Below are 25,598 nucleotides of genomic sequence, written 5' to 3' on the forward strand. Positions count from 1 at the left end.
TGCTTGTGGCATCCCCCGCTGAGTGGTTCGCAGGCTCCCGCCCCCGCACGCTCCCGGCTGCGCTCGCCCCGGTGCTCGCCGGCACCGGCGTCGCGGCGTACGTCGACGCGGCGGTGTGGTGGAAGGCCCTGCTCGCCCTGGTGGTGAGCCTGGCGCTGCAGGTCGGCGTCAACTACGCGAACGACTACTCCGACGGCATCCGCGGCACCGACGACGACCGGGTCGGTCCGATGCGGCTGGTCGGGTCGGGCGCGGCGCCCGCCGGCGCGGTGAAGCGGGCGGCGTTCCTCGCCTTCGGCGTCGCCGCGGTGGCCGGTCTGGTGCTGGCCGCGACCACGGCTTGGTGGCTGGTCGCGGTTGGCCTGGTGAGCGTGGTCGCCGCCTGGTACTACACCGGCGGCTCGAAGCCGTACGGGTACCTCGGCCTCGGCGAGCTGATGGTCTTCGTCTTCTTCGGCCTGGTCGCCGTGCTCGGCACCACCTACGTGCAGACCGAGACCTGGGAGGTGGCTGCGCTGTTCGCGGCCGTCGGGGTGGGGGCGCTGGCGTGCGCGATCCTGGTGGTGAACAACCTGCGGGACATCCCGACCGACACCGTGGCCGGCAAGCGCACGCTCGCGGTCAAGCTCGGCGACGCGGGAACGCGGCGGTTCTACCTGGCGCTGGTGCTGGTGGCGGGTGCGGCGGTGTTCGGCGTGGCCGCGGTGACGACCTGGTGGGCGCTGGTGGGGCTCGGCTTCCTGGTGGTGGCCGTGCCGGCGCTGCGCACCGTGCTCGGCGGGGCGACCGGCCCGGGCCTGGTGCCGGTGCTGCAGCAGACCGGGCTGGCCGAGCTGGCGTGGGCGACGTTGGTGGCGGTCGCGCTGGTCGTCGGCGGCTGAGTAAGCCTGCGCGGGCGGACGCTCGAGGGGCCCGCTGGCCGAGGTGCGTTGCGGGCGGTGGCGTACCGTCGAAGCATGTTCTGGTTGATTCTGATCGTGGCCGCGCTCGTGCTGGCCTACCGCTTCCGCGTTCCGCTGCTCGCCAAGATCCTGGGGCAGCCGGAGAGCCGGATCGAGCGTCAGCTCAAGCGCAAGCAGGACTGACCTCACGCGGCTCAGGCGTCGCAGGTTCATCAGGGTATGCAGCCGAAACAGCACTTCCCTTGCTCTGCACACCATGGGAAGCGCGGGTTCGTCTGCATCCCATGGTGAACCCGCAGAAAACGACCCCTACTCGTCGACGTCCTCGCGCGAACGCCGCTCCTCGAACGCAGCCGAGGCCCGGGCGGCACGCTCCTCGACCCGGCGCGCGAACGCCGTACGCGGACCGTTCAGCAGGTAGTACGACGCCACCCCGCTGATCAGGAACGCGACGACGACGACCCACAGGACCGGTACGGCGTCGGCGATGAGCGCCCAGACACCGAACACCATCCCCAGCGAGGCGATGAACAACAGGATCCGCAGAGCGGTGTAGACGACGAACTCCTTCACGGGTTCAGAGTAGGCCGTGACCAGTGGCCACCTACTCTGGAGGGGTGCTGAAGTTCCTCGTCGTCGTGATCCTCTTCGCGGTCATCGTCTACCTCACGGTCAAGGCGATCGAACGGCGCGGTGTCGCGCCGCAGCCGAAGCGGCCCCCGGCTCGTCCGGTCGCCCCCGACGACGACCCGGAGTTCCTGCGCGACCTCGAGCGCAAGCGCAAGCACCCCGAGGACCCCGAGCCCTCCTGACCCGGCCGGGCCGGCCAGGCCGGCTCCTCACGCGTGTGACCACTCCCGCTCACGCTACGGCGGCCCGCCCGCCTCGCGACACCCTCAGACCGACGGAGTCGCCGGCTCCTGCCACACCTCGACCACCGGTGCGGCGTACGAGTGCTGGCTGGTGGAGGAGAAGTAGTTGATCCCGATGAAGTTGAACCACAGAGTGGCCACGCCGACCAGGGCCAGGATCGCCGCGTTGCGACCCTTCCACCCGGCCGTCGAGCGCGCGTGCAGGTACGCCGCGTAGATGACCCAGGTGATGAACGCCCAGACCTCCTTGGGGTCCCAGTTCCAGTAGCTGCTCCAGGCCTGGTGGGCCCAGATCGGCCCGGTGATCAGCACCGCGAACGTCCACACCGGGAACGCGAACGCGTGGATCCGGTAGGAGACCCGGTCCAGCACCCGCAGCTCCGGCACCCGGGCCAGCCAGCCGGTCTGCTGGTCCGGGCGGCGCTCCTTGAGCAGGTACACCGCCGAGGTGATCCCCCCCAGCGTGAAGGCGCCCGTGGCGAGCACCGCCGCGACCACGTGGATCACCAACCAGTACGACTCCAGCGCCTCGGCCAGCGGAGCGACCGGCTCGTAGAGCCAGATCACCGCGACCATCAGGAAGGAGAGCGCCAGGCCGACCACGATCGGCGACATCCAGGCGAGCGAGAAGCGGCGGTAGAGAACCAGGTAGAAGACCACCACGACGAAGGTCCCCGACAGCGTGAACTCGTACATGTTGCCCCAGGGCACCCGGTTCGGGTCGGCGGCCATGCCTCGGCCGACGAGGCCGACGGCGTGCACCCCGGCGCCCAGCGCCGTCAGCACCAGCCCGAGGCGGGCGAAGAGCGCCGTACGCCGCATCCGCGCGTCCGCGTCCGGCGCGGTCTCGTCGGCGGCCACCTCGGCGGAACGCTCGCCCACGGTCACCCCGCCACGGTCGGCAGCGCCGACTCCGACAGCCACCTCGGCGGGCACCTTGCGCAGCGAGCTCCACTCGACCAGGTGCGCCAGCAGCGCCAGGAAGTAGAGCAACCCCGTGGCGGCCACGGCCTGGTTGCTCAGGGTCTCCCATGCAGCGTCGGTCACGACTTCTCCTCCTCAGGCGCGCCGGGAAGGGCGCGTACGAACTCGGCCAGGACGCCGGCGACGTCCCCGCCGCCGGACCGGTCCAGCCCGGCCACCTCCACCAGTGTGACTCCCTGCTCCTCACGCGCGCGCACCCAGACGCGTCGCGGACGGATGAACAGCGAGCCCAGCAGCCCGATCAGGGCCAGGACGACACCGCCCAGCGCGATCTCCTTGCCGGGGGTCTGGCTGATCTGGATCTTGTTCCAGCGCTCCACCCCGTCGAAGCTGACCGAGCCGAGGTCGTCGGGCAGGTCCACCGACTCCCCGGGCTGGAGGTCGACCCGGAACATCGAGCCGTCCGGCTTCTCCACCAGCGTGGTCTCGTCCTTGTCCAGCGCGTAGACCGACTGCGGCTTACCGTCGTCCATGCCGAGGTCGCCGGCGTAGACGAGCATCGAGATGGCGGGGTTGAGCGCCTTGCCGAAGACCGAGAACGGTCCGGTCTCCTCGGTGAAGGCGTACGTCGGGTAGAACTCGCCCTCGAGCCCGATCTGGACCGGCGCGGCGTCCGGCGCCTTGACCACGCCGAACGAGCGGAAGGTCGAGTCGGTGGGCAGGAAGATCGTCGGCCCGCTGTAGGAGACGTTGCCCTCGGCGTCCCGGATCGTGATCACCGGCGCGTAGCCGTGCCCGATCAGGAAGACATCGGTGTCGCCGACCGTGAGCGGGTGGTTGACCCTGAGGTCGTAGCTCTGCTCCGGGGAGTCCGGCGTCTCGCGGTAGGTCAGGTGCGAGACGAACGCGCGCGCCATCCCCTTGCGCGGCCCGGAAGTCAGCCACTCGATGTCGAAGGAGTCGATGTCGAAGGAGAACGGCTCCATGTCGTCGGGCTGGAAGAGACTGCCGGGCACGAAGTCGTCGTACTGGGTCAGGTTGTTGGAGAACCCGTTGCCCACCACGAGGATCACGCCGCCCTTGTAGCCGAACAGGCCACCGAGCGCGAAGCCCACCAGCACCACCAGCACGGAGAGGTGGAAGACCAGGTTGCCGACCTCGCGCAGGTAGCCGCGCTCGGCGCTGACCGCCCCCGTTGTCGAGTCGAGCACCCGGTAGCGCCGCCGACGCAGCTCGGCCGCCCCGGCGGCGAGCACCTCGTCCGGTGAGTGCTCCCCGGTCGTGAAGCTCAGGTGGTCGGGCAGCCGGGTCAGGTTGCGCGGCGCGGCCGGCGGGGCCGCCCGCATCGCCTTCGCGTAGACGATGGTGCGGGGCACGATGCAGCCGACCAGGGACAGCATCAGCAGCAGGTAGATCGCCGAGAACCACGGCGAGTCGTAGACGTCGAAGAGGCCCAGGCGCTCGTAGATCGGCGTCAGCTGCGGGTGGGCGTCCTGCCAACGCGACGTCTTCAGCGAGTCGACACCGCTCTGCGGCACCACCGAGCCCGGGATCGCGGCCAGCGCCAGCAGGAGCAGCAGCACCAGTGCGGTCCGCATCGAGGTCAGCTGACGCCAGGTCCAGCGACCGAGCTCGCGCAGCGAGAGCTCGCCGGGTCCTCGGCCGCCGGCGGCGTCGCGCCGGGCGTCGCTCTCCGCCGAGTCGACGTGGCCCTGGGGGCGTTCGCTCACAACGCCACCTCGGTCTCGGTGATCAGGTTGATCTGGAGCCAGGTGACGGCCTGGTCCCACCAGCCGGTGACGAGCAGCAGCCCCACCAGCACCAGCATCAGGCCACCGGCGCGGGTCACCCAGGCCTGGTGGCGGCGTACGAAGCCGAAGGCGCCCAGCGCTCGCCGGTAGGCCAGCCCCGCGGCGATGAACGGCAGACCGAGACCCAGTGCGTAGACACCGGAGAGCAGCGCCCCCCGGCCGGCCGTGGCCTCGTTCAACGACAGCGAGGTGATCGCGGCCAGGGTGGGGCCCAGGCACGGGGTCCAGCCCAGGCCGAAGAGGAAGCCGAGCAGCGGTGCTGCGCCCAGACCGACCGCTGGCACGCGGTGCACGCGCCACTCCCGCTGGAGGAAGGGGAACAGCCCGGCGAAGGCCAACCCGAGCAGGATCGTCAGCATGCCCAGCACGAGGGTCAGGGTGTCGCGGTAGTCCACCAGGAAGGCGCCGACCGCACCCGAGAGCGTGCCCAGCGCCACGAAGACCGACGAGAACCCGAGCACGAACAGCACCGAGCCCAGCAGCATCCGTCCGCGGCGCTCACCGGCCGCCCCGCTGGCCAGGTCGGCGCCGGACAGCCCGGTCGCGTACGACAGGTAGCCCGGCAGCAGCGGGATCACGCACGGGGAGAAGAAGGAGACCAGTCCGGCCAGCAGCGCCACGGGGAGGGCGAGGACGAGCGAGCCGGAGGCGGCGGTCTGCTGGAACCAGTCACCCATCGCGGCGTTCTCCGCTCACTCCGGCGGCGACGTCGCGGACGACCTCCACGAGCGTGGTGGTCGAGGGCAGCTTGCCGATGATGCTCGCGGCCACCCGACCCTCCTCGTCGAGCACGACGAAGCTCGGGATCGCGTTCGGCGTCAGCGTGCCGCGGAAGGCGAGCAGCGCCTTGCCGTCCGGGGAGTAGAACGACGGGTAGGGAACGTCGAAGCGGCGCACGAAGCTCTTCGCCTGGTCGACCGACGGATCCCGGATGTCGATGCCCACCACGTGCGCCTCGCCGGCCAGCTCGTTCGCGGCCGCGACGACGTCCGGCGCCTCGGCCCGGCACGGCGTGCACCACGAGCCCCAGACCACCACCACGACCGGCTTGCCCCGCAGGTCGGCCAGGTCGAGCTGGTTGCCGTCGAGGTCCGGACCCGTCAGCTCCACGACCGCACCCCGATCGGCGGCAGCGACCTCGCTGACCGTGCCGTCCCCCGAGACGAACCCCTGGTCGCCGGTTCCGGACAACGACGTGCAGCCCGTCAGGAGCACCAGACAGGCAAGGACGGCACCGATGACCGGGCCGACGGGAAGACGGGGCGGGAGCTTCAGGGCCTGTGCTCCTCGGGAGCTCCGCCGGCCGAGAACGGCGCTGCCTTGTCCCGGGTGGGGATCAGGTCGCCGGCCGGCTCGGAGTAGGAGACGCGGGTGAGCGTCGTGCCCGCGAAGTGCAGCGAGGTCAGGGAGCACAGCGTGCACTGGCGCTTGCGCGGGTCGTGCAGGTAGGAGCGCTTCTCCACGAACAGGCGGGTCGTCCAGATCGGCAGCTGGTGCGAGACGATCACGGCCTCGTTGCCCTGGGCGGCCTCGCGGGCGTCGTGGACGGCCGCCATCATCCGGGCAGCGACCTCCTTGTACGGCTCACCCCAGGACGGCTTGAAGGGGTTCCACAGGTGCCGCCAGGCCGAAGGCTTGCGCAGCGCGCCGTCACCGACGCCGAACCGCTTGCCCTCGAACACGTTGGTGGACTCGATCACCCGCTCGTCGGTGACGATCTCCAGTCCACGCGCCTCGGCGAGCGGCCGGGCGGTCTCCTGGGCCCGCTCCAACGGGGAGACCCGCAGGTGGGTGATGTCGCGGTCCTTGAGCGCGCTGGCGACCTGGTCGGCCATCTTCCGGCCCAGTTCGGAGAGGTGGTACCCGTCGCGGCGGCCGTAGAGGACACCGTCGGGGTTGTGCACCTCCCCGTGGCGCAGCAGGTGGACGATCGTGTCGGGGGTCTGGCTCATCGGGCTCCCTCGGGGGCGTCGGCGGCCGCGCGGGCGGCCTCGGGCAGGGCGTCGAGCACGGTCTGGACGGCGCGGTCGTCGTGGGCCGACGAGAGGAACCACGCCTCGTACGCCGACGGCGGGAGGTAGACCCCCCGGGCCAGCATGGCGTGGAAGAAGGCAGCGTAGGCCGCCGCGTCGGTCTCGGAGGCCTCGGCGAAGTTCCGCACAGCCCCCCGCGCCGGGTCGCGGAAGAAGATCGAGAACATCGTGCCGGCCGTCTGCACGACGTGCGGGACCCCGGCCGCGTCCAGGGCCTCGTGGGCCGCCGCCTTGATCGTCTCGGCAGCGGACGAGATGTGGGTGTAGACGTCGTCGGTGGCCAGCCGCAGCGTGGTGAGCCCGGCGGTGGTGGCGATCGGGTTCCCCGACAGGGTGCCCGCCTGGTAGACCGGGCCCTCCGGCGAGAGCCGCGACATCACGTCGGCGCGACCACCGAAGGCCGCCGCGGGGAAGCCGCCGCCCATCACCTTGCCGAAGGTGACCAGATCGGGACGCCACCCCTCGACTGCCCCGTCGAGGCCCCACTGGCCCTGACGGGAGGCCCGGAAGCCGGTCATCACCTCGTCGCTGATGAAGAGCGCGCCGTGCCGGGTGCAGGTCTCGGCCAGGAAGGCGTTGAAGCCGGGCTCGGGCGGGACGACACCCATGTTGCCCGGAGCTGCCTCGGTGATCAGGCAGGCGATCCGGTCGCCGTGCTCGGCGAACGCGGCGGTGACGGCCGCCCGGTCGTTGTAGGGCAGCACCAGGGTGAGCGCGGTCGAGGACTCCGGCACCCCCGGGGTGCCCGGGGTGGCGAAGGTGGCCAGGCCGGAGCCGGCCGAGGCCAGCAGCGAGTCCACGTGGCCGTGGTAGCAGCCGGCGAACTTGATCACCACGTCGCGGCCGGTGAAGCCACGGGCCAGCCGGATCGCGGACATGGTGGCCTCGGTGCCCGAGGAGACGAAGCGGACCTTCTCGACGCTGGTGCGCGCGACGATCTCCTCGGCCAGCTCGACCTCGGGCTCGGTCGGGGTGCCGAACGACGTACCCCGGGCGACGGCGTCGCCGACCGCCGCCAGCACCTCGGGGTGGGCGTGGCCGAGCAGCATCGGGCCCCAGGAGCAGATCAGGTCCACGTACGACGTGCCGTCGACGTCGGTGAGCCAGGCGCCGTTGGCGGAGCGGATGAAGCGGGGGGTGCCACCGACGGCGTTGAAGGCCCGGACCGGCGAGTTCACGCCCCCGGGAGTGACGGCGCGGGCGCGCTCGAAGAGCGCCGCGGAGGCAGCCGTGGTGGGGGTGGGATCGGGGGTCACCCCCTCATTGTCGCCGAGGCGGCCAAGTCGTGCGCGCTCAGGTTCGACCTCGTACGGCGTGCAGGTGGTGTGGACCACTTCCTCAGGAACTTCCCCACCAGGACGAGTTTTCCTCAAGGTCGGCCGGGGAACGACCGAAGAAGGCCGTGGAGTGTGAGCTGTCGAACACAATTGGCAGCGTGCCGTAACTGACTGTGACAGCATTCGTTGTCAAGGTCTCGGGTGCTTTGAGGGAGCAGCCGTGATCCACCTGACTAGGGAGACTTGATGTCCAACGCTCGATTCGGCCGTATGCAGAAGGCGACAGCGATCATTCCGCTGGCGCTGCTCTCGGCCGCGTGGACGGCAAGCCTGACCGGGGTCGGTCTGTCGACCGCCTCGGCCACCGAGACCTACACCCCCGGCCTGCCCGACGGCACCAGCATCCCGGCGACGGCGATCGAGGCTCCCGCGAGCGTCTCGCTGCCCGGCGCGGTCGCCCCCGGCGTGCAGGGCAACGCCCGACAGGCGGTCGCCACCGCTTCCACCGCCGGCATTCCGGCCGCAGCGCTCGCGGCCTACCAGCGCGCGGAGACCGTCATCAACGCCGCGGACCCCTCCTGCAAGCTCAGCTGGCAGCTGATCGCCGCCATCGGCCGCGTCGAGTCCGACCACGGTCGGATCAACGGCAACATCCTCGACGACCAGGGCGTCGCCCAGCCCGGCATCTACGGCATCGCGCTGAACGGCAAGAACAACACCGCGCGGATCACCGACACCGACGCCGGCCAGTACGACTCCGACACGGTCTTCGACCGCGCGGTCGGCCCGATGCAGTTCATCCCCTCGACCTGGTCGGTCGTCGGCGTGGACGCCGACGGTGACGCCCAGCGCAACCCGCAGGACATCGACGACGCGGCGCTCGCCTCGGCCGTCTACCTCTGCTCGGGCAACGACGACCTCTCCACCGTCGTCGGCCAGCGCGCCGCGGTCTACCGCTACAACCACAGCCAGTCGTACGTCGACCTCGTGCTGTCGTTCATGAACGCCTACATCTCCGGTGACTTCACCACCGTCCCGAACGGTGTCGCCCAGGCCGGTTACTTCGTGCCGCAGCCCTCCCCGATCACCAAGATCGAGAAGAGCACCAAGGGCAAGAAGGGCAAGGGCCAGGGCAAGGACGAGAAGTCGACTCCGGCGCCGCCCACGAACAACCCGAACCCGGGCCCGGACACCAACCCCGAGCCCCCGACCCCGCCGTCGAACCCGGACCCGAAGCTCCCCAAGACGCCGAAGCTGCCCAAGCTCCCGCCGCTGCCGACCCCGTCGACCCCGGTGGACGACGTCCTCACGCTCGCCCAGGCGATCGTGGAGTGCACCAAGGAGGGGTACGTCGACAACCCGCTCGACGACAACGACGCCTTCGACAAGTGCGTGCGCCGCTACACCAACTGACCTGACGAGGAAGGCCTGCCCGATCTGATCGGGCGGGCCTTCCTCATGTCCGGACCAGCCCGCTGACAAGGGGCAGGAACCACGCCGGCGGGGCCCGCGTCCCACCGCTGTGAGAGTCCTCCGCCTGGCAGCCGCCGCCCTCGTCGTCTCCGCCACAGGCTGCTCCCCCGCTCCCGCCCTCGTGACCGAGACCGGCGAGCCCCGGACCGCCGAGCAGGCGGAGCAGGGGCCCGGGGAGCCGGGGTGGCACCGGTTGCCGGACGCTCCGTTGAGCCCGCGCGACCACGCGGTGGTCGTCGGTGTCGGCGAGCGGATGCTCGTGGTCGGCGGCTGGGAGTTCCTCTGCCCGCCGATGGCCGACTGCGCCGCGCCCCAGACCCCGCTGCTGGCCGACGGCGCGGTCTACGACCGGGCCACCGACTCCTGGCGCAGCATCACCCCGCCAGCGTTCGGGCTGCGGCGCCAGGAGTACGCCACCGCCGTCCTGGCCGGCTCGGCGTACCTGCTGACCGACTGCGCGGACGGGCCCCGGTGCGGAGCCCCCACCCGACTGCTGTCCTACGACGTGGCGGACGACCGCTGGACCGATCATGGTCGCGTGCCCGGGCCCCGGCGCGACCGTCACCTCGTCGCGGCCGGGTCGAGGTTGGTGGTCCACTCGGCCACCGACGAGGTCGGCGAGGTCGCCGACCTCGTCTTCGACCCCGAGCGCTCGAGCTGGGCCGAGCTGCCCGACGACCCGCTGAGCGACACCTTCGACCGATTCGTCGTGGCGCACGGGGACCAGCTGGTCCTCACCGGGTCCTCGATCCCCGCCCTCGAGTCCGGTGCGGAGTCCGGGAAGCAGGCCGCGAGACTCGACCTCGCCAGCGGTCGCTGGGTCCGGCTCCCGGACGCTCCGGGACCGGGCTACCAGCTGCTGGCCACCGACCGCGGGCCCCTGCTCAACGGGCACTTCGTCGACTCGCCCGGTTGGATCCTCGACCCCGACAGCTGGACCTGGACCGAGCTGCCGCGGCAGACCGGAGAACGCCAGGACCTGAGCGGCGTGCTGGACCCGGGCGGGGCGACGTACGACATCCCCAACAGCGTCGGCCAGATGTCCACCACGATGCGACTGCACGTCTACGACAGCGTGGCCGACTCCCTGGTGGCCATCGGGGCACTGCCCGCGCGCGAGGACGTGTACGACGACTCCAGCGCTGCGCTGGGACGCGACCTCTTCGTCTTCGGTGGACAGCGGTGGCCGAGCGGCTCTCCCACCGGTGGTCGACTGGTCGCCGACGCCTGGCTGTGGACCGCTCCGCCCGCCTGAGGACGTCGGGCTGGGAGCGCCGGAGCAGCGGCGACGACGAACCTCAGCGCAGCAGGCGGGCAGCCTCCGCCGCCCAGTAGGTCAGCACCACGTCGGCGCCGGCCCGACGGATCGAGGTCAGCGTCTCCAGGATGGCCGGCTCGCGGTCGATCCAGCCCTGGGCGGCAGCCGCCTCGAGCATCGAGTACTCGCCGGAGATGTTGTACGCCGCGACCGGTACGTCGACCGCGTCGCGGACGCGTCGTACGACGTCGAGGTAGGCGAGCGCGGGCTTGACCATCACCATGTCGGCGCCCTCCTCGACGTCGAGCAGCGCCTCGCGCACACCCTCGCGGGCGTTGCCGGCGTCCTGCTGGTAGGTCCGACGGTCGCCCTCGAGTGAGGAGTCCACGGCCTCACGGAAGGGGCCGTAGAACGCGGAGGCGTACTTCGCCGAGTAGGCCAGGATCGACACGTCGGTGTGCTCGCTCTCGTCGAGCGCGGCGCGGATCACGGCGACCTGACCGTCCATCATCCCGCTGGGTCCGACGGTGTTGACGCCGGCGTGCGCCTGGGCGCGGGCCATCTCGGCGTAGGCGACCAGGGTCTTGTCGTTGTCGACCCTGCCGTCGGCGGACAGCAGGCCGCAGTGGCCGTGGTCGGTGAACTCGTCCAGGCAGAGGTCGCTCATCACGGTCAGTGCGTCCCCGACCTCGCCCACCACGTCGGTGATGGCGAGGTTGAGCACGCCGGCCGGGTCGACCGCGCCGGAGCCGTTGGCGTCCTTGTGCTCGGGGATCCCGAAGAGCATGACGCCGCCCAGGCCCAGCTCGGCCGCCTCGTTGACGGCCGCCAGCAGCGACGAGCGCGAGTGCTGCACGACGCCCGGCATCGACCTGATCGGGCGCGGCTGGTCGAGGCCCTCGCGCACGAAGAGCGGCAGCACCAGCTGGTGCGGACGCACGATCGTCTCCGAGACCATCCGACGCAGCGCGGCGGTGGTGCGCAGCCGACGAGGCCGGACCGCGGGTCCGACCAGCGCCGGGTCGTCGAGCTCGCTCACCGCAGCGGCCTCATCGCGAGGAGGTGGCCTTGCGTCGGGCGGACGGCTTGCGCTCGGAGGGCTTGGTGACCGGCTGACCGGCCTCCAGCATCGCGCTGCGCCGAGCCCCACCGAAGTCGGCGAGGGCGTCGACGAGCTCCTCGACGTCCGGCTTGGCGGCCAGGACGTCGACGCGCAGGCCGTGCTCCTCAGCGGTCTTCGCCGTCGCCGGCCCGATCACCGCGATCACGGTGGAGGGGTGCGGCTTGCCGGCGATCCCGACGAGGTTGCGCACGGTCGAGGACGAGGTGAAGACGACCGCGTCGAACTTGCCCGACTTGATCGCGTCGCGGGTCGGCGCCGGCGGCGGGGTGGCCCGCACGGTGCGGTACGCCGTGACGTCGTCGCACTCCCAGCCCAGGTCGATCAGGCCGGCCACGAGGTTCTCGGTGGCGATGTCGGCGCGCGGCAGGAAGACCCTGTTGATCGGGTCGAGCAGCTCGTCGTACTCGGGCCAGTCGGCCAGCAGGCCGGCGGCGGACTGCTCGCCGGAGGGCACCAGGTCGGCGCGCAGACCCCAGGCGCCGATGGCGGCCGCGGTCTTGTCGCCGACCGCGGCGATCTTGAGGCCGGAGAAGGCGCGGGCGTCGAGCCCGTACTCCTCGAACTTCTCGCGCACGGCCTTAACGGCGTTGACCGAGGTGAAGGCGATCCACTCGTAGCGGCCCTCGACCAGGCCGCGGACGGCCTTGTCCATCTGCAGCGGGTTGCGGGGCGGCTCCACCGAGATGGTGGGCACCTCCTCGGGGACGGCGCCGTAGCCGCGCAGCCGCTCGGAGAGGCTGCCGGCCTGCTCCTTGGTGCGGGGCACCAGGACGCGCCACCCGAAGAGCGGCTTGGTCTCGAACCAGGAGAGCGTCTCGCGCAGGTCGACCACGTCACCGATGACGGTGACCGCCGGCGGCGCCATCCGGGCGGCCCGGGCGTCGGCGGCGATGTGCTCGAGGGTCGAGGTCACGGTGCTCTGCTCGGTGGTGGTGCCGACCCGGGTCATCGCGACGGGGGTCTGCGGGGAGCGACCGGCCTCGACGAGCGCCTTGGCGATGTCGCCGATCATGCCGACGGCGGAGAGCAGCACCAGCGTGCGGTTGTCGGCGTAGTGCGACCAGTTGACCTTGTCGCCGCAGGTGACGACGGCGACCTCGCGGTTGTCCTTGGTGGTCAGCGGGATGCCGGCGTACGCCGGGACCGCGCTCACCGACGAGACGCCGGGGACGATCTCGAAGCCGAGGCCGGCCTTGACGCAGGCCTGCGCCTCCTCGGGACCGGAGGCGTAGAGGAAGGGGTCGCCGGCCATCAGGCGCACGACACGGTGCCCCTTCTTGGCGTGCTTGACCACGACCTTGGCGCGCGCGGCGTGCGTGAGCGGCTGGCCGTCCTCGCCGAAGCCACCGTCGACGATGGCGGGACCCTCGACCGGGGCCGGGGTCTCACCCTCCTCGCACTCCACCGGCTCGGGCAGGCCCAGGAGGGCGCGGACCATCGCCTGGTGCTCGGGCATCTCGGTGACCACGACATCGGCCCGCTTGAGCAGGTCGACGGCACGGACCGTGAGCAGTCCGGGGTCACCGGGGCCACTGCCGACGAACGACACCCAGCCTCGGCTCGGACCCGTGGTGGGGCTGGCTGCGCCGTTGGCGGTACCAGTCTTGGGGGACGTCTTGCCTCGCGTCATGCGTTCTGCCTCTTGTCTGGTGTTTCCTGCTGCGGTAGAGCCAACCGTTCAGCCCCGTCGGCGAGCATCTCGTTCGCCAACCGGGTCCCGACGCCCACGGCGTCGGAGACCGCTCCGGTCGCGGACATCCGCACCGACAGCGATCCGTCGTGGGACAGGGCGACCGCCCTGACCCAGAGTTCGTCTCCGTCGTCACCCTCGACGACGTCGGCCAAGGCACCGATCGGTGCCGAGCAGCCACCTTCGAGCGTGGCCAGCACGGCACGCTCGGCCTCGACGGCCGCGCGGGTGTGCGCGTCCTCGAGCCCGACCAGCTCCGCGATCAGCTCGGCATCGTCGGCGCGGCACTCGATCGCCAGCGCTCCCTGCCCGGGAGCCGGGAGCATCTGGAGCGGGTCGAGCACCTCGCTCGCGTCGTCGAGGCGACCGATGCGAGCCAGACCGGCACGGGCGAGCACCACGGCATCGAACTCGCCGGAGTGCACCTTGCCAATCCTGGTGTCAACGTTCCCTCGAATCCCCGAGATCTCCAAACCGAGACCGAGGGCGTGCAGCTGTGCGACCCGCCGCGGGGAGCCTGTCCCGACCCGGCTGCCGACGGGCAGCTCGCCCAGGGTCAGGCCGTCGCGCGCCACGATCGCGTCGCGCGGGTCCTCCCGGCGCGGGACCGCCACCAGGGTGACCCCGGGGTGGGGGTAGGTCGGGAGGTCCTTGAGGGAGTGGACGGCGACGTCCACCTCACCGCGCAGCAGCGCGTCGCGCAGGGCCCCGACGAAGACGCCGGTCCCACCGACGGTCGCCAACGGGGTGCCGGCGCTCTGGCTGCGGTCGCCCTCGGTGGTGACCTCGACCAGCTCGGTGGCCCGGCCCAGGACCTCGGTGATCAGGTCGGCCACGGTGCCGGCCTGGGTGGTCGCCAGCAACGAACGTCGGGTGCCGACGCGGATCGTCGCGGTGCGCACGGTCATCACACGCCCTCCGGTCGGGTCACGGCGTCGACAGCGTCGGGGTCGAGGGCGAAGAGCTCGGCCAGGGCGGCGGCGTAGGAGACGGCGCCGGTCTCATTGGCCAGCTCCTTGACCCGGACGGTGGGCTGGTGGAGCAGCTTCTCGGCCACCCGTCGTACGGCGAGCAGCACCTCGGCGCGGGCGGCGTCGTCCAGGTCGGGCAGACGCGCCTCGAGCCGCTCCATCTCGGCGTCCACCACGGCGGTGGCCATCGAGCGCAGCGCCACGACGGTCGGGGTCACGCTGGCCTGACGTCGGGCGGAGAGGAAGGCGGTGACCTCCTGGCCGACGATCCGGCGGACGCCCTCGATCTCGCGACCGGCGTCGGACTCGCGCAGCTCCTCGGCCAGCTCGGCCAGGTTGATCAGCGAGACGCCCGGCAGGTCGGCGACCTCGGGCTCGACGTCGTGCGGCAGGGCCAGGTCGATCAGGGAGAGCGAGGAGCCCTCGGTCCGCGCGGCGGCGACCATCTCGGTGGTGATCAACACGCCGGTGGCGCCGGTGCAGGCGATCGCGATGTCGGCGACGGCCAGCTCGGCGGCGAGGTCGTCCAGCGGCGCCGAGCGGGCGCCGTACTCCTGGGCCAGGCGGGTGGCGTTGGTGGCGGTCCGGTTCACGACCGTGACCGTCGCGGCGCCCATCCGGCTCACGGTGGCGGTGGCGAGGGCGGCCATGCTGCCGGCGCCGACCACGACGACCCGGCTGCCGGCCACCTCGGCGCCCACGAGGGCGGAGCGCTCCAGTGCGGCGCTGACCAGCGAGGGCGCGGCCCGGTCGATGTCGGTCTCGGCGCGCGAGCGCTTGCCGACCCGCAGCGCCTGCTGGAAGAGGACGTTGAGGGCGGGGCCGACCGTGCCGAGCTCCTGGCCCAGGCGCAGCGCCTCGCGGGACTGGCCGAGGATCTGACCCTCGCCGAGAGCCATCGAGTCCAGCCCGGCGGCGACGTGGAAGAGGTGGGAGACCGCACCGTCGTCGTAGTGCACGTACAGGTGGGGCAGCATCTGGGCGGTGGCGGCGCCGGCGCGCTCGACGAGCATCCGGGAGACGTCCTCGACGCTGCCGTGGAAGCGGTCCACGTCGGCGTAGATCTCCAGGCGGTTGCAGGTCGAGATGACCGTGACCTCGTTGACGTGCTCGCAGGCGGCCACGTCGTGGATCAGCTTGTGCACGCCGTCGGAGTCGAGCGCCACCCGCTCCAGCAGCGACACCGGAGCGGAGTTGTGGGAGATGCCCACGACGAGGACGCTCATGCGCTCTCCCCCTGCGCCTTGCGCTGCTCGTGGTAGGCGAGGATCTGCAGCTCGATGGAGAGGTCGACCTTGCGAACGTCGACGCCGGCGGGGACCGAGATCACCGACGGCGCGAAGTTGAGGATGCTGGTGATGCCGCATGCGACCATCCGGTCCGCGACGTCCTGCGCGGCGAGCGCCGGGGTGGCGATCACACCGATGGCGACGCCGGAGTCGCGAACGATCTGCTCGAGGTCGTCGAAGGGGCGTACGTCGACGCCGGCCACGACCTCGTCGTGCCGCTCCGGGTCGGCGTCGAGCAGGGCCACCACCCGGAAGCCGCGGCTGCGAAAGCCGGAGTAGTTGGCCAGGGCGTGCCCGAGGTTCCCGATCCCGACGATGACGACCGGCCAGTCCTGGGTGACGCCGATCTCGCGGGCGATCTGGTAGCGCAGGTAGTCCACGTCGTAGCCGACCCCGCGGGTGCCGTAGCTGCCCAGGTAGGAGAGGTCCTTGCGGAGCTTGGCGCTGTTCACGCCGGCCGCGGCGGCCAGCTCCTCGCTGGAGCAGGTGCTCGTGCCCTGCTCGGAGAGGGTCGTGAGGGCTCGCAGATAGACAGGAAGCCGGGCGACGGTGGCCTCGGGAATGTCCCGGGCGCTCTCCGTGGATGTCCGTGCGGTCACTGTCTCGTCTCCATTGCCATGGATGGCCCGCGGATACTGGCTGGCGAGGCGTGGGTGGGGGGTGATCCACGCTGCGGCTCGATCACTGTAGGAGTTTGTGAACGTGAGAACAAACCGAGACGACCGGGGCGCCGTCGTACCCCGCGGGCGAACGCCGCAGCCGTCTAGCACATGTGAGATGTCACACCCGCTCCGGGGTCGATCCGCACCTTCCGCTGTAACGCGGGGTTATTGACGCTGAACAAGCCCCCGGGGGCACACTCAGCGGCAAGAACCCCGCGTTACAGGGGGAGGTGGCGGCGGATCAGGCAGTCAGCGCAGCGCCGCGCGCAGCCGCGCTGCGTCGACCCGCCAGAAGTCGTGCTGGCGCCCGTCCACGAACGTCACCGGGATCTCGTCCTGGAAGCGCGCGGGCAGCGAGTCGTCCTCGTCGATGTCGACCTCGACATACGACTCCCCCAGCTCGGCGCAGACCCGCTCGATGACGAGGCGGGCGTCGTCGCACAGGTGGCACCCCGGCCGCGAGTACAGCGTCACCCGGGGAGGTACGGCGCCGCTCATCCGAGCAGGTCCATCACCCGTCGTCGTTCCAGGCCGCGCAGCCGACCCTTCTGGACCTTGCCGGTCACGGTCAGCGGGAGCGCGTCGACCACCTGGATGCGGGAGGGCTGCTTGAACCGGGCGAGCCGCTCCTCGCAGTGGGCCCGTACGGCGGCCGTGACCGCCTCGGGGTCCGCCCCGGGAGCCTGCACGTAGGCCACGACCGACTCGCCGGTCTCCTGGTTCGGGGCGCCGACGACCGCCGCGGCGAGCACGCCGTCGACCTCGCCGACGACCTCCTCGACCTCGATCGGGTAGACGTTGAAGCCGGAGACGATGATCAGGTCCTTGACCCGGTCGACGAGGTAGAGGTCCCCGGTGGCGTCCAGGAAGCCGACGTCGCCGGTCGCCCACCAGCCGTCCTGGTCGGGCCCGCGCGAGCCGTCCGGCCAGTAGCCGCTGAAGAGGTTGTCGCCCGCGATCTGGATCTCGCCGGGGTCCTCGCCCTCGGGCGCCTTGCCGTCGTCGTCGACGAGCCGGATCGAGATGCCGGGCAGCGCGGAGCCCACGGAGCCGGCCCGCAGCTCGTCGCTGCACAGGGTGCTGGTGACCACCGGGGAGGCCTCGGTCAAGCCGTAGCCCTGGTGCACCGGCAGGCCGGTACGGGCGGTGAAGTCGTCGACCATGTCGGTGGAGAGCGGCGCCGAGCCGCAGAGCACCAGCCGGACCGGTCCGAGCCGCTCCTTGAGCTGCTCCTCGGTGGCCCAGTGCGCGAAGACCGGCGGCGCCAGCGGGATCACGCTGCAGGCCTCGTCCTCGATCAGGTCCAGGACGCCCTGGGGGTCGAACCTGTCGACGAGGACCAGCTTCGCCCGGTGTCGCAGCACGCCACCGAGCACGGCATTCAGGCCGTAGACGTGGAACAGGGGCAGTACGCCGAGCACGACGTCGTCGCCGTGGATCATCGGCGGGTCCACCTGGGCGACCTGCACGATGTTCGCCAGCATCGCCCGGTGCGTGAGCATCGCCGCGCGCGGGCGTCCGGAAGCGCCGCTGGTGTAGAGCAGGGTGGCCAGCTTGTCGGGATCCCGCAGCGGGGGCACCGGCCGAGCCGGCGTCGCACGCAGCTCGTCGTACGTCGTCTCGCCGGCGCGGGGTTCGGCCCCCACGACGACGATCCGGGGCGCGACCGCACGCTCGAGCAGGTCGGCGTCGGCCTCCCCCAGCGGACCCAGGTCGCCGTCGAGCGCCCGGGTGACCAGACCAGCGGCCTCGCGCACCTTCTCCGCGGACCCCGCGTCGGCCACCACGACCCGGGCGCCGGAGTCGGCGATCATCCGGGCCATCTCATGGGCGGTCGCCCGGGGGTTGACGGGTACGGCGACCACCTGGGCCCGCAGCACGCCCAGGTAGGTGGTGACGAACTCGATGCGGTTGCTGAGCGCGATCAGGACCCGGTGACCCGCGACCACCCCCAGCGCACCCAGCCCGGTGGCCACCCGACCCACCTCGTCCTCGACCTCGGCCCAGGTCATGCTGCGACCGCCGGACTCCACCAGGGCCAGCTTGTCCGGGCTCTCGGCGGCCGCGTCGGTGACCAGGTCGGCGACGTCGGTCATCGCGGTGTTCATCCCGGCGATGGTCGCGGGAGGGGGGACAGACATGAGCCCGATACTTCCACACACCACCACGACCCGTCCGGGGGTCGAGCGGGCTACGCTGCCGCAGTGACGCCATCCCGGGACAAACCCCGCCCCGCACGGGATCTCCGGTCGCGCTCGACCCTCGCCGGCGAGGCCGCCGCCGCGGCCGCCGAGGTCGAGACCGCCCTGGACACTCCCGCGGACCCCACCTCTGCCGCCTTCTTCGACGTGGACAACACCGTCATGCAGGGCGCGAGCATCTTCCACCTCGCCCGGGGGTTGCACCGGCGTGACTTCTTCACCACCCGTGAGATCCTCGGCGCGGCCTGGAAGCAGGCGTACTTCCGTCTCGTCGGCGTGGAGGACCCCAACCACGTGGCCGAGGCCCGCGAGGGAGCCCTGGGCTTCATCCGCGGCCACACGGTCGCCGAGCTCGAGGAGCTGGGCGAGGAGATCTTCGACGAGGCGATGGCGCACCGGATCTGGCCGGGCACCCGCGCCCTGGCCCAGCTCCACCTCGACCGCGGCCAGCGCGTCTGGCTGGTCACCGCGGCCCCGATCGAGATCGCCTCGATCATCGCCCGCCGGCTCGGCCTGACCGGCGCGATGGGCACGGTCGCCGAGCACGTGGACGGCGTCTACACCGGGCGCCTGGTCGGCGACATGCTGCACGGGCCGGCCAAGAGCGAGGCGATCAAGGCGCTCGCCCAGCGGGAGGGTCTGGACCTCGCCGCCTGCTCGGCGTACTCCGACTCCTACAACGACCTGCCGATGCTGAGCATGGTCGGCGACCCGTGCGCGATCAACCCTGACGCGAAGCTACGGGCGCACGCCAAGGAGCAGGGGTGGCGGATCCGGGACTACCGCACCGCACGCAAGGCCGCGCGGGCCGGCGTCTTCGTGGCCGGGGTGGCCGGTGCCGCGAGCGGCGCGGTCGCGGCGGCCGTAGCCCTGCGCTCGCGGCGTCGTTGATCCCTGCAGGGTCAGGCTTTACCCGCGTGGCATAGACCACGTTTGGACGATCCCTCCCCATTGGCCCCCCGAGAGCCCTACCATGGCAAGGGCTTCGGCAGAAGCTGGCCGGGAGGGTCACATCAACATGCCATCGCAGGGGTACGACGTAGCGCGCGGGCTCGACGCCCTGCGCGCCCTCGTGCTGTCCGCTCTGGCCCCCCAGCAGGTGGCCTTGGCCGGCGGTCCCTCGATCCTCTTCGCCCAGGCCGCCTCGAGCGGTGCGCGCGGAGGCAAGGCACTCGCCGGGGCGGGGGCCACGATCCCGCTCGGCGATCCGGAGGACGACTCCGACCTGGCCGCCTCCTCGGAGGACACCGAGGCCGACCGAGCCCGACTGATCGCCCTCGTCGAGCTGGCCCGCACCGGCGACGCCGACGCGTTCGGACTCCTCTACGACCACTACCAGTCGTCGGTCTACCGCTTCCTCTTCTACCGGACCCGCTCCACCACGCTGGCCGAGGACCTCACCTCGGAGACCTTCTTCCGAGCGCTGCGGAGCATGACCAACTTCCGCTGGCAGGGCAAGGACTTCGGCGCCTGGCTGATGACCATCGCCCGCAACCTCGCCACCGACCACTTCAAGGCCGGCCGCACCCGCCTCGAGCTCACCACCGAGGACATGAGCCTGCACGACGACTCCACCGAGGGCCCGGAGTCCTCGGTGCTCGCGGGCCTGACCAACGAGGTGCTGCTCAAGGCGCTCAAGGAGCTGCCGCTCGAGCAGCGGGACTGCCTGATCATGCGTTTCCTCCAGGGGATGAGCATCTCCGAGGCCGCCGCCGTGCTCGGTCGCAGCGACGGCGCCGTCAAGCAGCTGCAGCTGCGTGGCGTGCGCAACCTCGCGAAGCTGATGCCCGAAGGGCTGCGTGACTGATGACGACTCCCGACCGCCGCGCGAACGGCGCCGCCGTAACTTCCGGTCACGCCCCGTCGTTGACCCTGGTGTCACTGCCCCAGACCGGGCGCAGGACGCGATGGACGACAGGAACGATTCGATGACTCCCGTGTTCTCGGCGCGACGACGCGCCGACGACTTCGCCGCACTGGTCGAGGGCAACCCGACCAGCGGCTCCACGGGCATGCGCGACGCCGATCTCCTCACGGTGGTCGAGCTGCTGCGTGAGGTCCCCGAGGTCAACCCCCGCCCGTCGTTCGTCGCCAACCTGCGCGACCGGCTGATGCTGGCCGCGGGCACGGCCCTGGTCCCCTCCACCCCCGAACGTCTGACGCTCCCGCTGAGCCCCCGCGCCCGGGACCGTCGGATCGCCGCTGCCTTCGGCGGATTCGCCCTGGTCGGCGCCACCACCTCGCTGGCCATGGCCGCCCAGAGCGCCCTGCCGGGTGACGTGCTGTACCCGATGAAGCGGGCGATCGAGAACGTGCAGACCGGCGTCACCGTCGGCGAGGGCCAGAAGGGCCAGGCGTTGCTCGCCAACGCCTACGGCCGCCTCGACGAGGTCGGCGCCCTGAGTCGTGCGGGCAACCTGAAGGACGCTCCGGCGATCGCCAGCACCCTCAACGTCTTCGTCGAGCAGGCCACCGAGGCCTCCGACCTGCTGCTGGCCGACTACTCGAGCACCGGACACGAGAGCTCGATCGCCCAGCTCCGCGACTTCACCGGGGTCAGCCTCGGCGAGCTCACCACCCTCGAGCCGGTCGTTCCGAGCGAGGCCCGCGACGAGCTGCTCAACGCGGCCCGCGTGCTCTTCCAGATCGACGCCGCGGCCCGCGTCGCCTGTGCCACCTGCGGTGGCGCCGGCATCGGCGTCATCCCGAACGTCTTCGTCCCCATGTCCGCGGACCTCCCGGTGCTCGGCGACCCCGCCGGCGGTGCCGAGCAGCCGATCAAGAAGAAGAAGGGCACGTCCTCGGAGCAGCCTGCGCTGCCGGACGTCACCGCGGGCAACCTGCCTCCGGGCAGCGTCTCCTCCGGCACGGGCGGCTCGGGCGACTCCTCCGGTGAGGCGAGCGGTTCGGACTCGCGCAGCGCGGTCAAGCGGCTCACCGACGGCCTGGGCTCCGGCTCGCAGCCGACCTCCACACCGCCGGTGCCGACCGTGGACGGTCTCCTCGGCGGTGTCGGCAAGACCGTGGACGACGTGACGTCGGAGCTCAACCCCTGAGCCTCGGCTCCCCCGGCTCCCTCGGCTTCCCCAGATCAGCGGAAGACGGACTCGCGCTTCATCAGCAGTGAGTAGAGCGTCTGCTGGATCGTCTCGCGCACCTGATCGGTCACGTTGAAGACCAGCATCGGGTCCTCGGCGGCGCCGTCGTCGTACTCGTCGGTGCGGATCGGCTCGCCGAACTCCAGCAGCCACTTCGACGGCAGCGGCACCAGTCCGAGCGGGCCGAGCAGCGGGAACAGCGGCGTGATCGGGATGTAGGGCACCCCGAGCAGGCGCGCCAGCGACGGCAGGTTGCCGACGAGGGGGTAGATCTCCTCGGCCCCCACCACCGACAGCGGAACGATCGGTACGCCGGTGCGCAGGGCGGCTCCGACGAACCCGCCCCGCCCGAAGCGCTGGAGCTTGTACCGCTCGGAGTAGGGCTTGCCGATCCCCTTGAAGCCCTCGGGCCAGACCCCGACGAGCTCGCCACCGCTGAGCATGCGCTCGGCGTCCTCGCTGCAGGCGAGCGTGGCGCCGCCCTTGCGGGCCATGGTGGACACGAACGGCATCTTGAAGACGAGGTCGGCGCCGAGCGGGCGCAGGAACCGCCCGGTCTCGTCGTGGATGGCGACCATGGTCATCAGACCGTCGACGGGGATGGTCCCGGAGTGGTTCGAGACGACCAGCGCGCCTCCCTCGGTGGGGATGTTCTCCACGCCGCGCACCTCGATGCGGAACCACTTCTCCGCGATCGGGCGCAGCGCGGCCATGAAGAACCGCTGGGTGACCTCCTGGTCGAAGCCGTACTCGTCGACCACGTAGTCGCCGGTCACGCGGCGGCGCAGGAAGGCCAGGAAGTGGGCGAGCTGCACCTCCCATTGATCGCCGAAGAGCTCGACGGCGGCATGCTGGAAGGCGGCGAGCCAGTCGGCGGCCGGGATGCCGGCCAGCGGGCCGCGATCCCGGGTGGTGACCGCAGGGCGCTGGCCGACCTCGGCCATGGCCGGCTGGTCGGCCGCCGTCGCGGCCTCGCCGGGCTGGTCGTCGGGCTTCCCGGGCTCCGCGGCAGGGGGCTCGATCGGCGACTCGGCGCGGTGGTGCGCGCGCCGGGCCGTCCCCTTCGCCCGGGGCGCCAGGCTGCGCGCCGCCGAGGAGGGTTGGGTACCGGTGGCGCGGCCCGGTCGGCCACGAGTCCCGATCGGAATGATCTCTGCGTCACCCATGGTCAGCTCCCGTGTGGACCGAAGGCTCCGGCAGCGCACGCTGCAGAGTGGTGAGCACGCGCTCGCTGCGCCCACCGGTCGCGGGCAGTGTCGCCCCGAAGTCGGCGAACGCCTCGGCGGTCGTGTACGACGGATGGAACCCCAGGACCTCACGCATCCGCGTGGTGTCCACGCCGCGTCCGTAGGTCAGCAGCCCCACGTGCTCGGGTGAGAAGTCGGCCAGACGGGCCGAGCGCAGCACGGAGCCGAGGTTGCCCACGGCCATCCCGGGCAGCTTCACCGAGGGCCGCTGCAAGCGACGCACGGCCTGGGAGAGCATCAGCACCCCATCGCCGGCGACGTTGAAGGTGCCGGCGACGTCATGGGTGACCGCGTGGCGCAGGACGGCCTGGAGGTCGTGCTCGTGCAGGAACTGCAGCCGGGGGTCGTGACCGAGCACGGTCGGGATCACCGGCAGCCGGAAGTACGACGTGATCGGACTGGTCACCCGGGGGCCGATCACGTTGGCGGCGCGCAGCAACGTCACGCGTACGTCGGGACGCCGGCGGGCGAAGCCGCGGACGTAGCCCTCGATCTCGGCGACGTCCTTGCCGTACCCGGCCCGCGGAGCCTTGCGCGGCTCCATCTCCTCGGTGAACATCGCGGGGTCGCGACTGCTGGCGCCGTACACCGTGGTCGTCGACTTCACGATCAGGTGGCGCAGCCCGGGCGCCTTCTGGCACGCGGCGAGGAGCTGCATCGTCCCGATGACGTTGAGCTCCTTCATGGTGTTCCGGCCGCCGGTGCTCCCGGGGGTCGCGATCACACTCATGTGGACGACGGTGTCGACGTCCTCCTTCGCGATGACCTTCGCGATGACAGGGGTGCGGATGTCGGCACGGATGAACGACACGTGCCCGATGTCCCCCCGCGGGGGGACCACATCGACACCGATGACCCGGTCGACGGCAGGGTCGGTGGCAACAGCGCGCGCGAAGCGCCTGCCCAGGTCACGGGAGACCCCCGTGACCAGCACCACCCTGCCGCCCGAGCCCACGGTTGCGACTCGGGGTTACTTGCCGAGCTTGCGACGCTGCACGCGCGTCTTCTTCAGCAGCTTGCGGTGCTTCTTCTTGGCCATGCGCTTGCGCCGCTTCTTGATGACAGAACCCACGGGGAAACCTTTCACAATGCAGTTGGGTCGCTCCGGAGAGAAAGCCCAGAGGACCCGCACAGACTATCCGGCGCACCCCAGTCCGCAGAATCCGACCACCGTACGGTCGGCTCGCGGGAGCCGCAGGAGGGTCAGCCCGCGTTGTAGAAGCTGTTGCGGAGGTACTCGTCGACGTCCTCCTCGAGGACCCGGAACGAGCGGCCCACCCGGAGGGCGGGCAGGTCACCCCCGTGCACGAGGCGGTAGACCGTCATCTTGGAGACGCGCATCCGCGCGGCCACCTCGGCAACGGTCAGGAAGGTCGATCCGGAGAGATCTCCGCTCGAGTTGGTCGTCATCAGGCACCGACTTTCTGTTCGGCGCGCCACCGACTTCCCCGTCGGTGATTGCACGCGCCGCGCATGGTGAGGATAGGGCGGCTGTGACGCATGGGGAAGGGAATGACTGAAGAAACTTGGGAGACACGCGGCGTGTCCCCTTGATTTGCTCGGTGGACCAGTCCGGCTGGACCGATCAGAGGACGATCCGGGCCACTTTCCACGCTCAGGGCAGCGGATCGAGGCCGTGGAACGGGAAGACCTCGGTACGGGTGGCGTGGATGGCGCGGTCCAGCCAGGTGTTCGGGTCGTAGCCGTCGGCCCAGTCGCGGTAGGCCGGATTGCGGCCATCGGTGAGCCGGAAGGGCGCCGTACGCCCCAGGGAGGTGCGGACGTAGTCGCGCCAGCCCGGCGGGGTGTCGGTCATCGGGTCGAGCGGGTGACCGCCGACGATCGCGAGCAGGTGGGTCCAGGCGCGCGGCACGACGTCGACCACGGCGTACCCGCCACCGCCGGTGGCCACCCAGCGCCCGCCGGCGACCTCGTGCGCCAGGTCATGCAGGGCGAGGTACGTCGCGCGCTGGCCGTCGACGGTGAGCATCAGGTGGGCGAGCGGGTCCTCGATGTGCGAGTCGCACCCGTGCTGGGTGACCAGGACGTCGGGCTTGAATTCGCGCAGCAGCGGGGGCACCACGGCGTGGAAGGCCCGCAGCCAGCCGCCGTCGCCGGTCCCCGGCGGGAGGGCGACGTTGACGGCACTGCCCTCGGCGCCCGGACCACCGACGTCGGTGGGGAACCCGGTGCCCGGGAAGAGCATCTGCCCGGTCTCGTGCAGGCTGATCGTGAGCACCCGTGGGTCGTCCCAGAAGATCTTCTCGACCCCGTCCCCGTGGTGGACGTCCACGTCGACGTAGGCGACCCGCTCCGCGCCCTGGTCGAGGAGGTACTGGATCCCGACGGCGAGGTCGTTGTAGATGCAGAAGCCGGAAGCTCGGTCGGGCATCGCGTGGTGCAGCCCGCCGGTGATCGCGGCCGAGTGCAGGCTCTCGCCGCTCCAGACCTGGCGGAACGCCTCGACGGTGGCGCCGACCACGTGGGCCGCGGCCAGGTGCATGTCGTGGAAGACCGGGTTGTCGTCGGTGCCCAGGCCGTGCAGTTCGTCGAGCTGGCCGGGGGCGGAGCCGCAGCGTTCGACGGCCTCGATCAGGGCGGCGTCGTGGACGGTGGCGATCAGGTCCTTGCTGGCGACCGGGGCCGGGACGATGCGCAGCCCGTTGTCGAGCACGCCCAACTCCTTGGCGAGCCGCATGGTGAGGCCGACACGGAGCGGGGACATCGGGTGGCTGGGTCCGAAGTTGTACTCGGCGAGGCTCTGGTC

At 71.4% G+C, this 25,598-nt stretch carries 27 protein-coding genes; 8 read left to right on the forward strand and 19 right to left on the reverse strand.

What is annotated here, in order from left to right; all coding sequences use genetic code 11:
* Positions 1–5 precede the first annotated feature (5 nt).
* Together ABZE72_RS01220 and ABZE72_RS01225 are read left to right on the forward strand one after the other, a co-directional pair.
* A complete protein-coding gene (locus ABZE72_RS01220; protein WP_372727185.1) occupies positions 6–881 on the forward strand; it encodes a 1,4-dihydroxy-2-naphthoate polyprenyltransferase in 876 nt (291 codons plus the stop codon).
* Positions 882–956: 75 nt separating this feature from the next.
* Entirely contained in the window at positions 957–1,085 is a 129-nt protein-coding gene (locus ABZE72_RS01225; protein WP_372727186.1) for a hypothetical protein, read from the forward strand.
* A gap of 126 nt (positions 1,086–1,211) precedes the next feature.
* Here the strand turns inward: ABZE72_RS01225 and ABZE72_RS01230 are convergent, their stop codons facing one another.
* Positions 1,212–1,475 carry a DUF4229 domain-containing protein gene (locus tag ABZE72_RS01230; protein ID WP_372727187.1) on the reverse strand — a complete coding sequence of 88 codons (264 nt, stop codon included), beginning with the start codon at positions 1,473–1,475 and terminating at the stop codon, positions 1,212–1,214.
* A 44-nt stretch (positions 1,476–1,519) separates the two neighbouring features.
* On the opposite strand from ABZE72_RS01230, the gene ABZE72_RS01235 reads away from it, so the two are divergent.
* Entirely contained in the window at positions 1,520–1,714 is a 195-nt protein-coding gene (locus tag ABZE72_RS01235) for a hypothetical protein (RefSeq protein ID WP_372727188.1), read from the forward strand.
* Positions 1,715–1,798: 84 nt separating this feature from the next.
* Here the strand turns inward: ABZE72_RS01235 and ccsB are convergent, their stop codons facing one another.
* Genes ccsB through hemL form a run of 6 tightly spaced genes read right to left on the reverse strand, consistent with a single transcriptional unit; the run spans position 1,799 to position 7,798 of the window.
* Entirely contained in the window at positions 1,799–2,821 is a 1,023-nt protein-coding gene (gene ccsB, locus ABZE72_RS01240; protein ID WP_372727189.1) for a c-type cytochrome biogenesis protein CcsB, read from the reverse strand.
* Complete coding sequence (locus ABZE72_RS01245) at positions 2,818–4,428, reverse strand: cytochrome c biogenesis protein ResB (protein WP_372727190.1); 1,611 nt, start codon at positions 4,426–4,428, stop codon at positions 2,818–2,820. Before ABZE72_RS01245 ends, ccsB begins: the two co-directional genes overlap by 4 nt.
* Entirely contained in the window at positions 4,425–5,186 is a 762-nt protein-coding gene (locus ABZE72_RS01250) for a cytochrome c biogenesis CcdA family protein (RefSeq protein WP_372727191.1), read from the reverse strand. The genes ABZE72_RS01245 and ABZE72_RS01250 overlap by 4 nt, the downstream gene beginning before the upstream one ends.
* Complete coding sequence (locus ABZE72_RS01255) at positions 5,179–5,724, reverse strand: TlpA family protein disulfide reductase (protein WP_372727192.1); 546 nt, start codon at positions 5,722–5,724, stop codon at positions 5,179–5,181. Before ABZE72_RS01255 ends, ABZE72_RS01250 begins: the two co-directional genes overlap by 8 nt.
* 56 nt (positions 5,725–5,780) lie before the next feature.
* Entirely contained in the window at positions 5,781–6,461 is a 681-nt protein-coding gene (locus ABZE72_RS01260; RefSeq protein WP_372727193.1) for a histidine phosphatase family protein, read from the reverse strand.
* Positions 6,458–7,798 (reverse strand): glutamate-1-semialdehyde 2,1-aminomutase, encoded by a 1,341-nt coding sequence (hemL, locus tag ABZE72_RS01265; protein WP_372727194.1) that lies wholly within the window; start codon positions 7,796–7,798, stop codon positions 6,458–6,460. Before hemL ends, ABZE72_RS01260 begins: the two co-directional genes overlap by 4 nt.
* Positions 7,799–8,089: 291 nt before the next feature.
* On the opposite strand from hemL, the gene ABZE72_RS01270 reads away from it, so the two are divergent.
* Positions 8,090–9,232 carry a lytic transglycosylase domain-containing protein gene (locus ABZE72_RS01270; RefSeq protein ID WP_372727195.1) on the forward strand — a complete coding sequence of 381 codons (1,143 nt, stop codon included), beginning with the start codon at positions 8,090–8,092 and terminating at the stop codon, positions 9,230–9,232.
* A 181-nt stretch (positions 9,233–9,413) separates the two neighbouring features.
* Positions 9,414–10,547 (forward strand): hypothetical protein, encoded by a 1,134-nt coding sequence (locus ABZE72_RS01275; RefSeq protein ID WP_372727196.1) that lies wholly within the window; start codon positions 9,414–9,416, stop codon positions 10,545–10,547.
* Between the two features lie 43 nt (positions 10,548–10,590).
* Here ABZE72_RS01275 and hemB read toward each other — a convergent pair whose 3' ends face one another.
* The 7 genes from hemB to ABZE72_RS01310 form a co-directional block, all read right to left on the reverse strand.
* Positions 10,591–11,589, reverse strand: a complete 999-nt coding sequence (gene hemB / locus ABZE72_RS01280) for a porphobilinogen synthase (RefSeq protein WP_372727197.1) — start codon at positions 11,587–11,589, stop codon at positions 10,591–10,593.
* Between the two features lie 10 nt (positions 11,590–11,599).
* Positions 11,600–13,303, reverse strand: coding sequence for a uroporphyrinogen-III synthase (locus ABZE72_RS01285; protein WP_372727198.1), 1,704 nt, complete (start codon positions 13,301–13,303; stop codon positions 11,600–11,602).
* Positions 13,300–14,271 (reverse strand): hydroxymethylbilane synthase, encoded by a 972-nt coding sequence (gene hemC / locus ABZE72_RS01290; RefSeq protein WP_372727199.1) that lies wholly within the window; start codon positions 14,269–14,271, stop codon positions 13,300–13,302. Before hemC ends, ABZE72_RS01285 begins: the two co-directional genes overlap by 4 nt.
* Complete coding sequence (locus tag ABZE72_RS01295) at positions 14,271–15,560, reverse strand: glutamyl-tRNA reductase (protein ID WP_372727200.1); 1,290 nt, start codon at positions 15,558–15,560, stop codon at positions 14,271–14,273. The genes hemC and ABZE72_RS01295 overlap by 1 nt, the downstream gene beginning before the upstream one ends.
* The gene (locus ABZE72_RS01300) at positions 15,557–16,222 is read right to left on the reverse strand and encodes a redox-sensing transcriptional repressor Rex (protein ID WP_372727201.1); all 666 of its coding nucleotides are present in this window, start codon (positions 16,220–16,222) and stop codon (positions 15,557–15,559) included. The genes ABZE72_RS01295 and ABZE72_RS01300 overlap by 4 nt, the downstream gene beginning before the upstream one ends.
* Positions 16,223–16,534: 312 nt before the next feature.
* Entirely contained in the window at positions 16,535–16,783 is a 249-nt protein-coding gene (locus ABZE72_RS01305) for a glutaredoxin family protein (protein WP_372727202.1), read from the reverse strand.
* Positions 16,780–18,426: a class I adenylate-forming enzyme family protein gene (locus ABZE72_RS01310; protein ID WP_372727203.1), complete on the reverse strand. Its 1,647-nt coding sequence runs from the start codon at positions 18,424–18,426 to the stop codon at positions 16,780–16,782. Before ABZE72_RS01310 ends, ABZE72_RS01305 begins: the two co-directional genes overlap by 4 nt.
* A 63-nt stretch (positions 18,427–18,489) precedes the next feature.
* On the opposite strand from ABZE72_RS01310, the gene ABZE72_RS01315 reads away from it, so the two are divergent.
* The 3 genes from ABZE72_RS01315 (at position 18,490) to ABZE72_RS01325 (ending at position 21,542) form a co-directional block, all read left to right on the forward strand.
* Entirely contained in the window at positions 18,490–19,377 is an 888-nt protein-coding gene (locus ABZE72_RS01315) for an HAD family hydrolase (protein WP_372727204.1), read from the forward strand.
* A 127-nt stretch (positions 19,378–19,504) separates the two neighbouring features.
* Entirely contained in the window at positions 19,505–20,293 is a 789-nt protein-coding gene (locus ABZE72_RS01320) for a sigma-70 family RNA polymerase sigma factor (protein WP_372727205.1), read from the forward strand.
* A 121-nt stretch (positions 20,294–20,414) separates the two neighbouring features.
* A complete protein-coding gene (locus ABZE72_RS01325) occupies positions 20,415–21,542 on the forward strand; it encodes a DUF5667 domain-containing protein (RefSeq protein WP_372727206.1) in 1,128 nt (375 codons plus the stop codon).
* Between the two features lie 35 nt (positions 21,543–21,577).
* Here ABZE72_RS01325 and ABZE72_RS01330 read toward each other — a convergent pair whose 3' ends face one another.
* The 5 genes from ABZE72_RS01330 to ABZE72_RS01350 all read right to left on the reverse strand — a co-directional run.
* On the reverse strand, positions 21,578–22,750 hold the full coding sequence (locus tag ABZE72_RS01330; RefSeq protein WP_372727207.1) for a 1-acyl-sn-glycerol-3-phosphate acyltransferase: 1,173 nt from the start codon (positions 22,748–22,750) through the stop codon (positions 21,578–21,580).
* Positions 22,743–23,786: an NAD-dependent epimerase/dehydratase family protein gene (locus tag ABZE72_RS01335; protein WP_372727208.1), complete on the reverse strand. Its 1,044-nt coding sequence runs from the start codon at positions 23,784–23,786 to the stop codon at positions 22,743–22,745. The genes ABZE72_RS01330 and ABZE72_RS01335 overlap by 8 nt, the downstream gene beginning before the upstream one ends.
* 15 nt (positions 23,787–23,801) lie before the next feature.
* Positions 23,802–23,903: a 30S ribosomal protein bS22 gene (locus ABZE72_RS01340; RefSeq protein ID WP_008356322.1), complete on the reverse strand. Its 102-nt coding sequence runs from the start codon at positions 23,901–23,903 to the stop codon at positions 23,802–23,804.
* 131 nt (positions 23,904–24,034) lie between these two features.
* Positions 24,035–24,241, reverse strand: coding sequence for a helix-turn-helix domain-containing protein (locus ABZE72_RS01345; protein ID WP_372727209.1), 207 nt, complete (start codon positions 24,239–24,241; stop codon positions 24,035–24,037).
* A 205-nt stretch (positions 24,242–24,446) separates the two neighbouring features.
* Positions 24,447–25,598: acetoin utilization protein AcuC (locus ABZE72_RS01350; RefSeq protein ID WP_372727210.1), on the reverse strand; the 1,152-nt coding region annotated here is incomplete at its 5' end.

Source organism: Nocardioides sp. (assembly GCF_041600255.1).
GTDB lineage: Bacteria > Actinomycetota > Actinomycetes > Propionibacteriales > Nocardioidaceae > Nocardioides.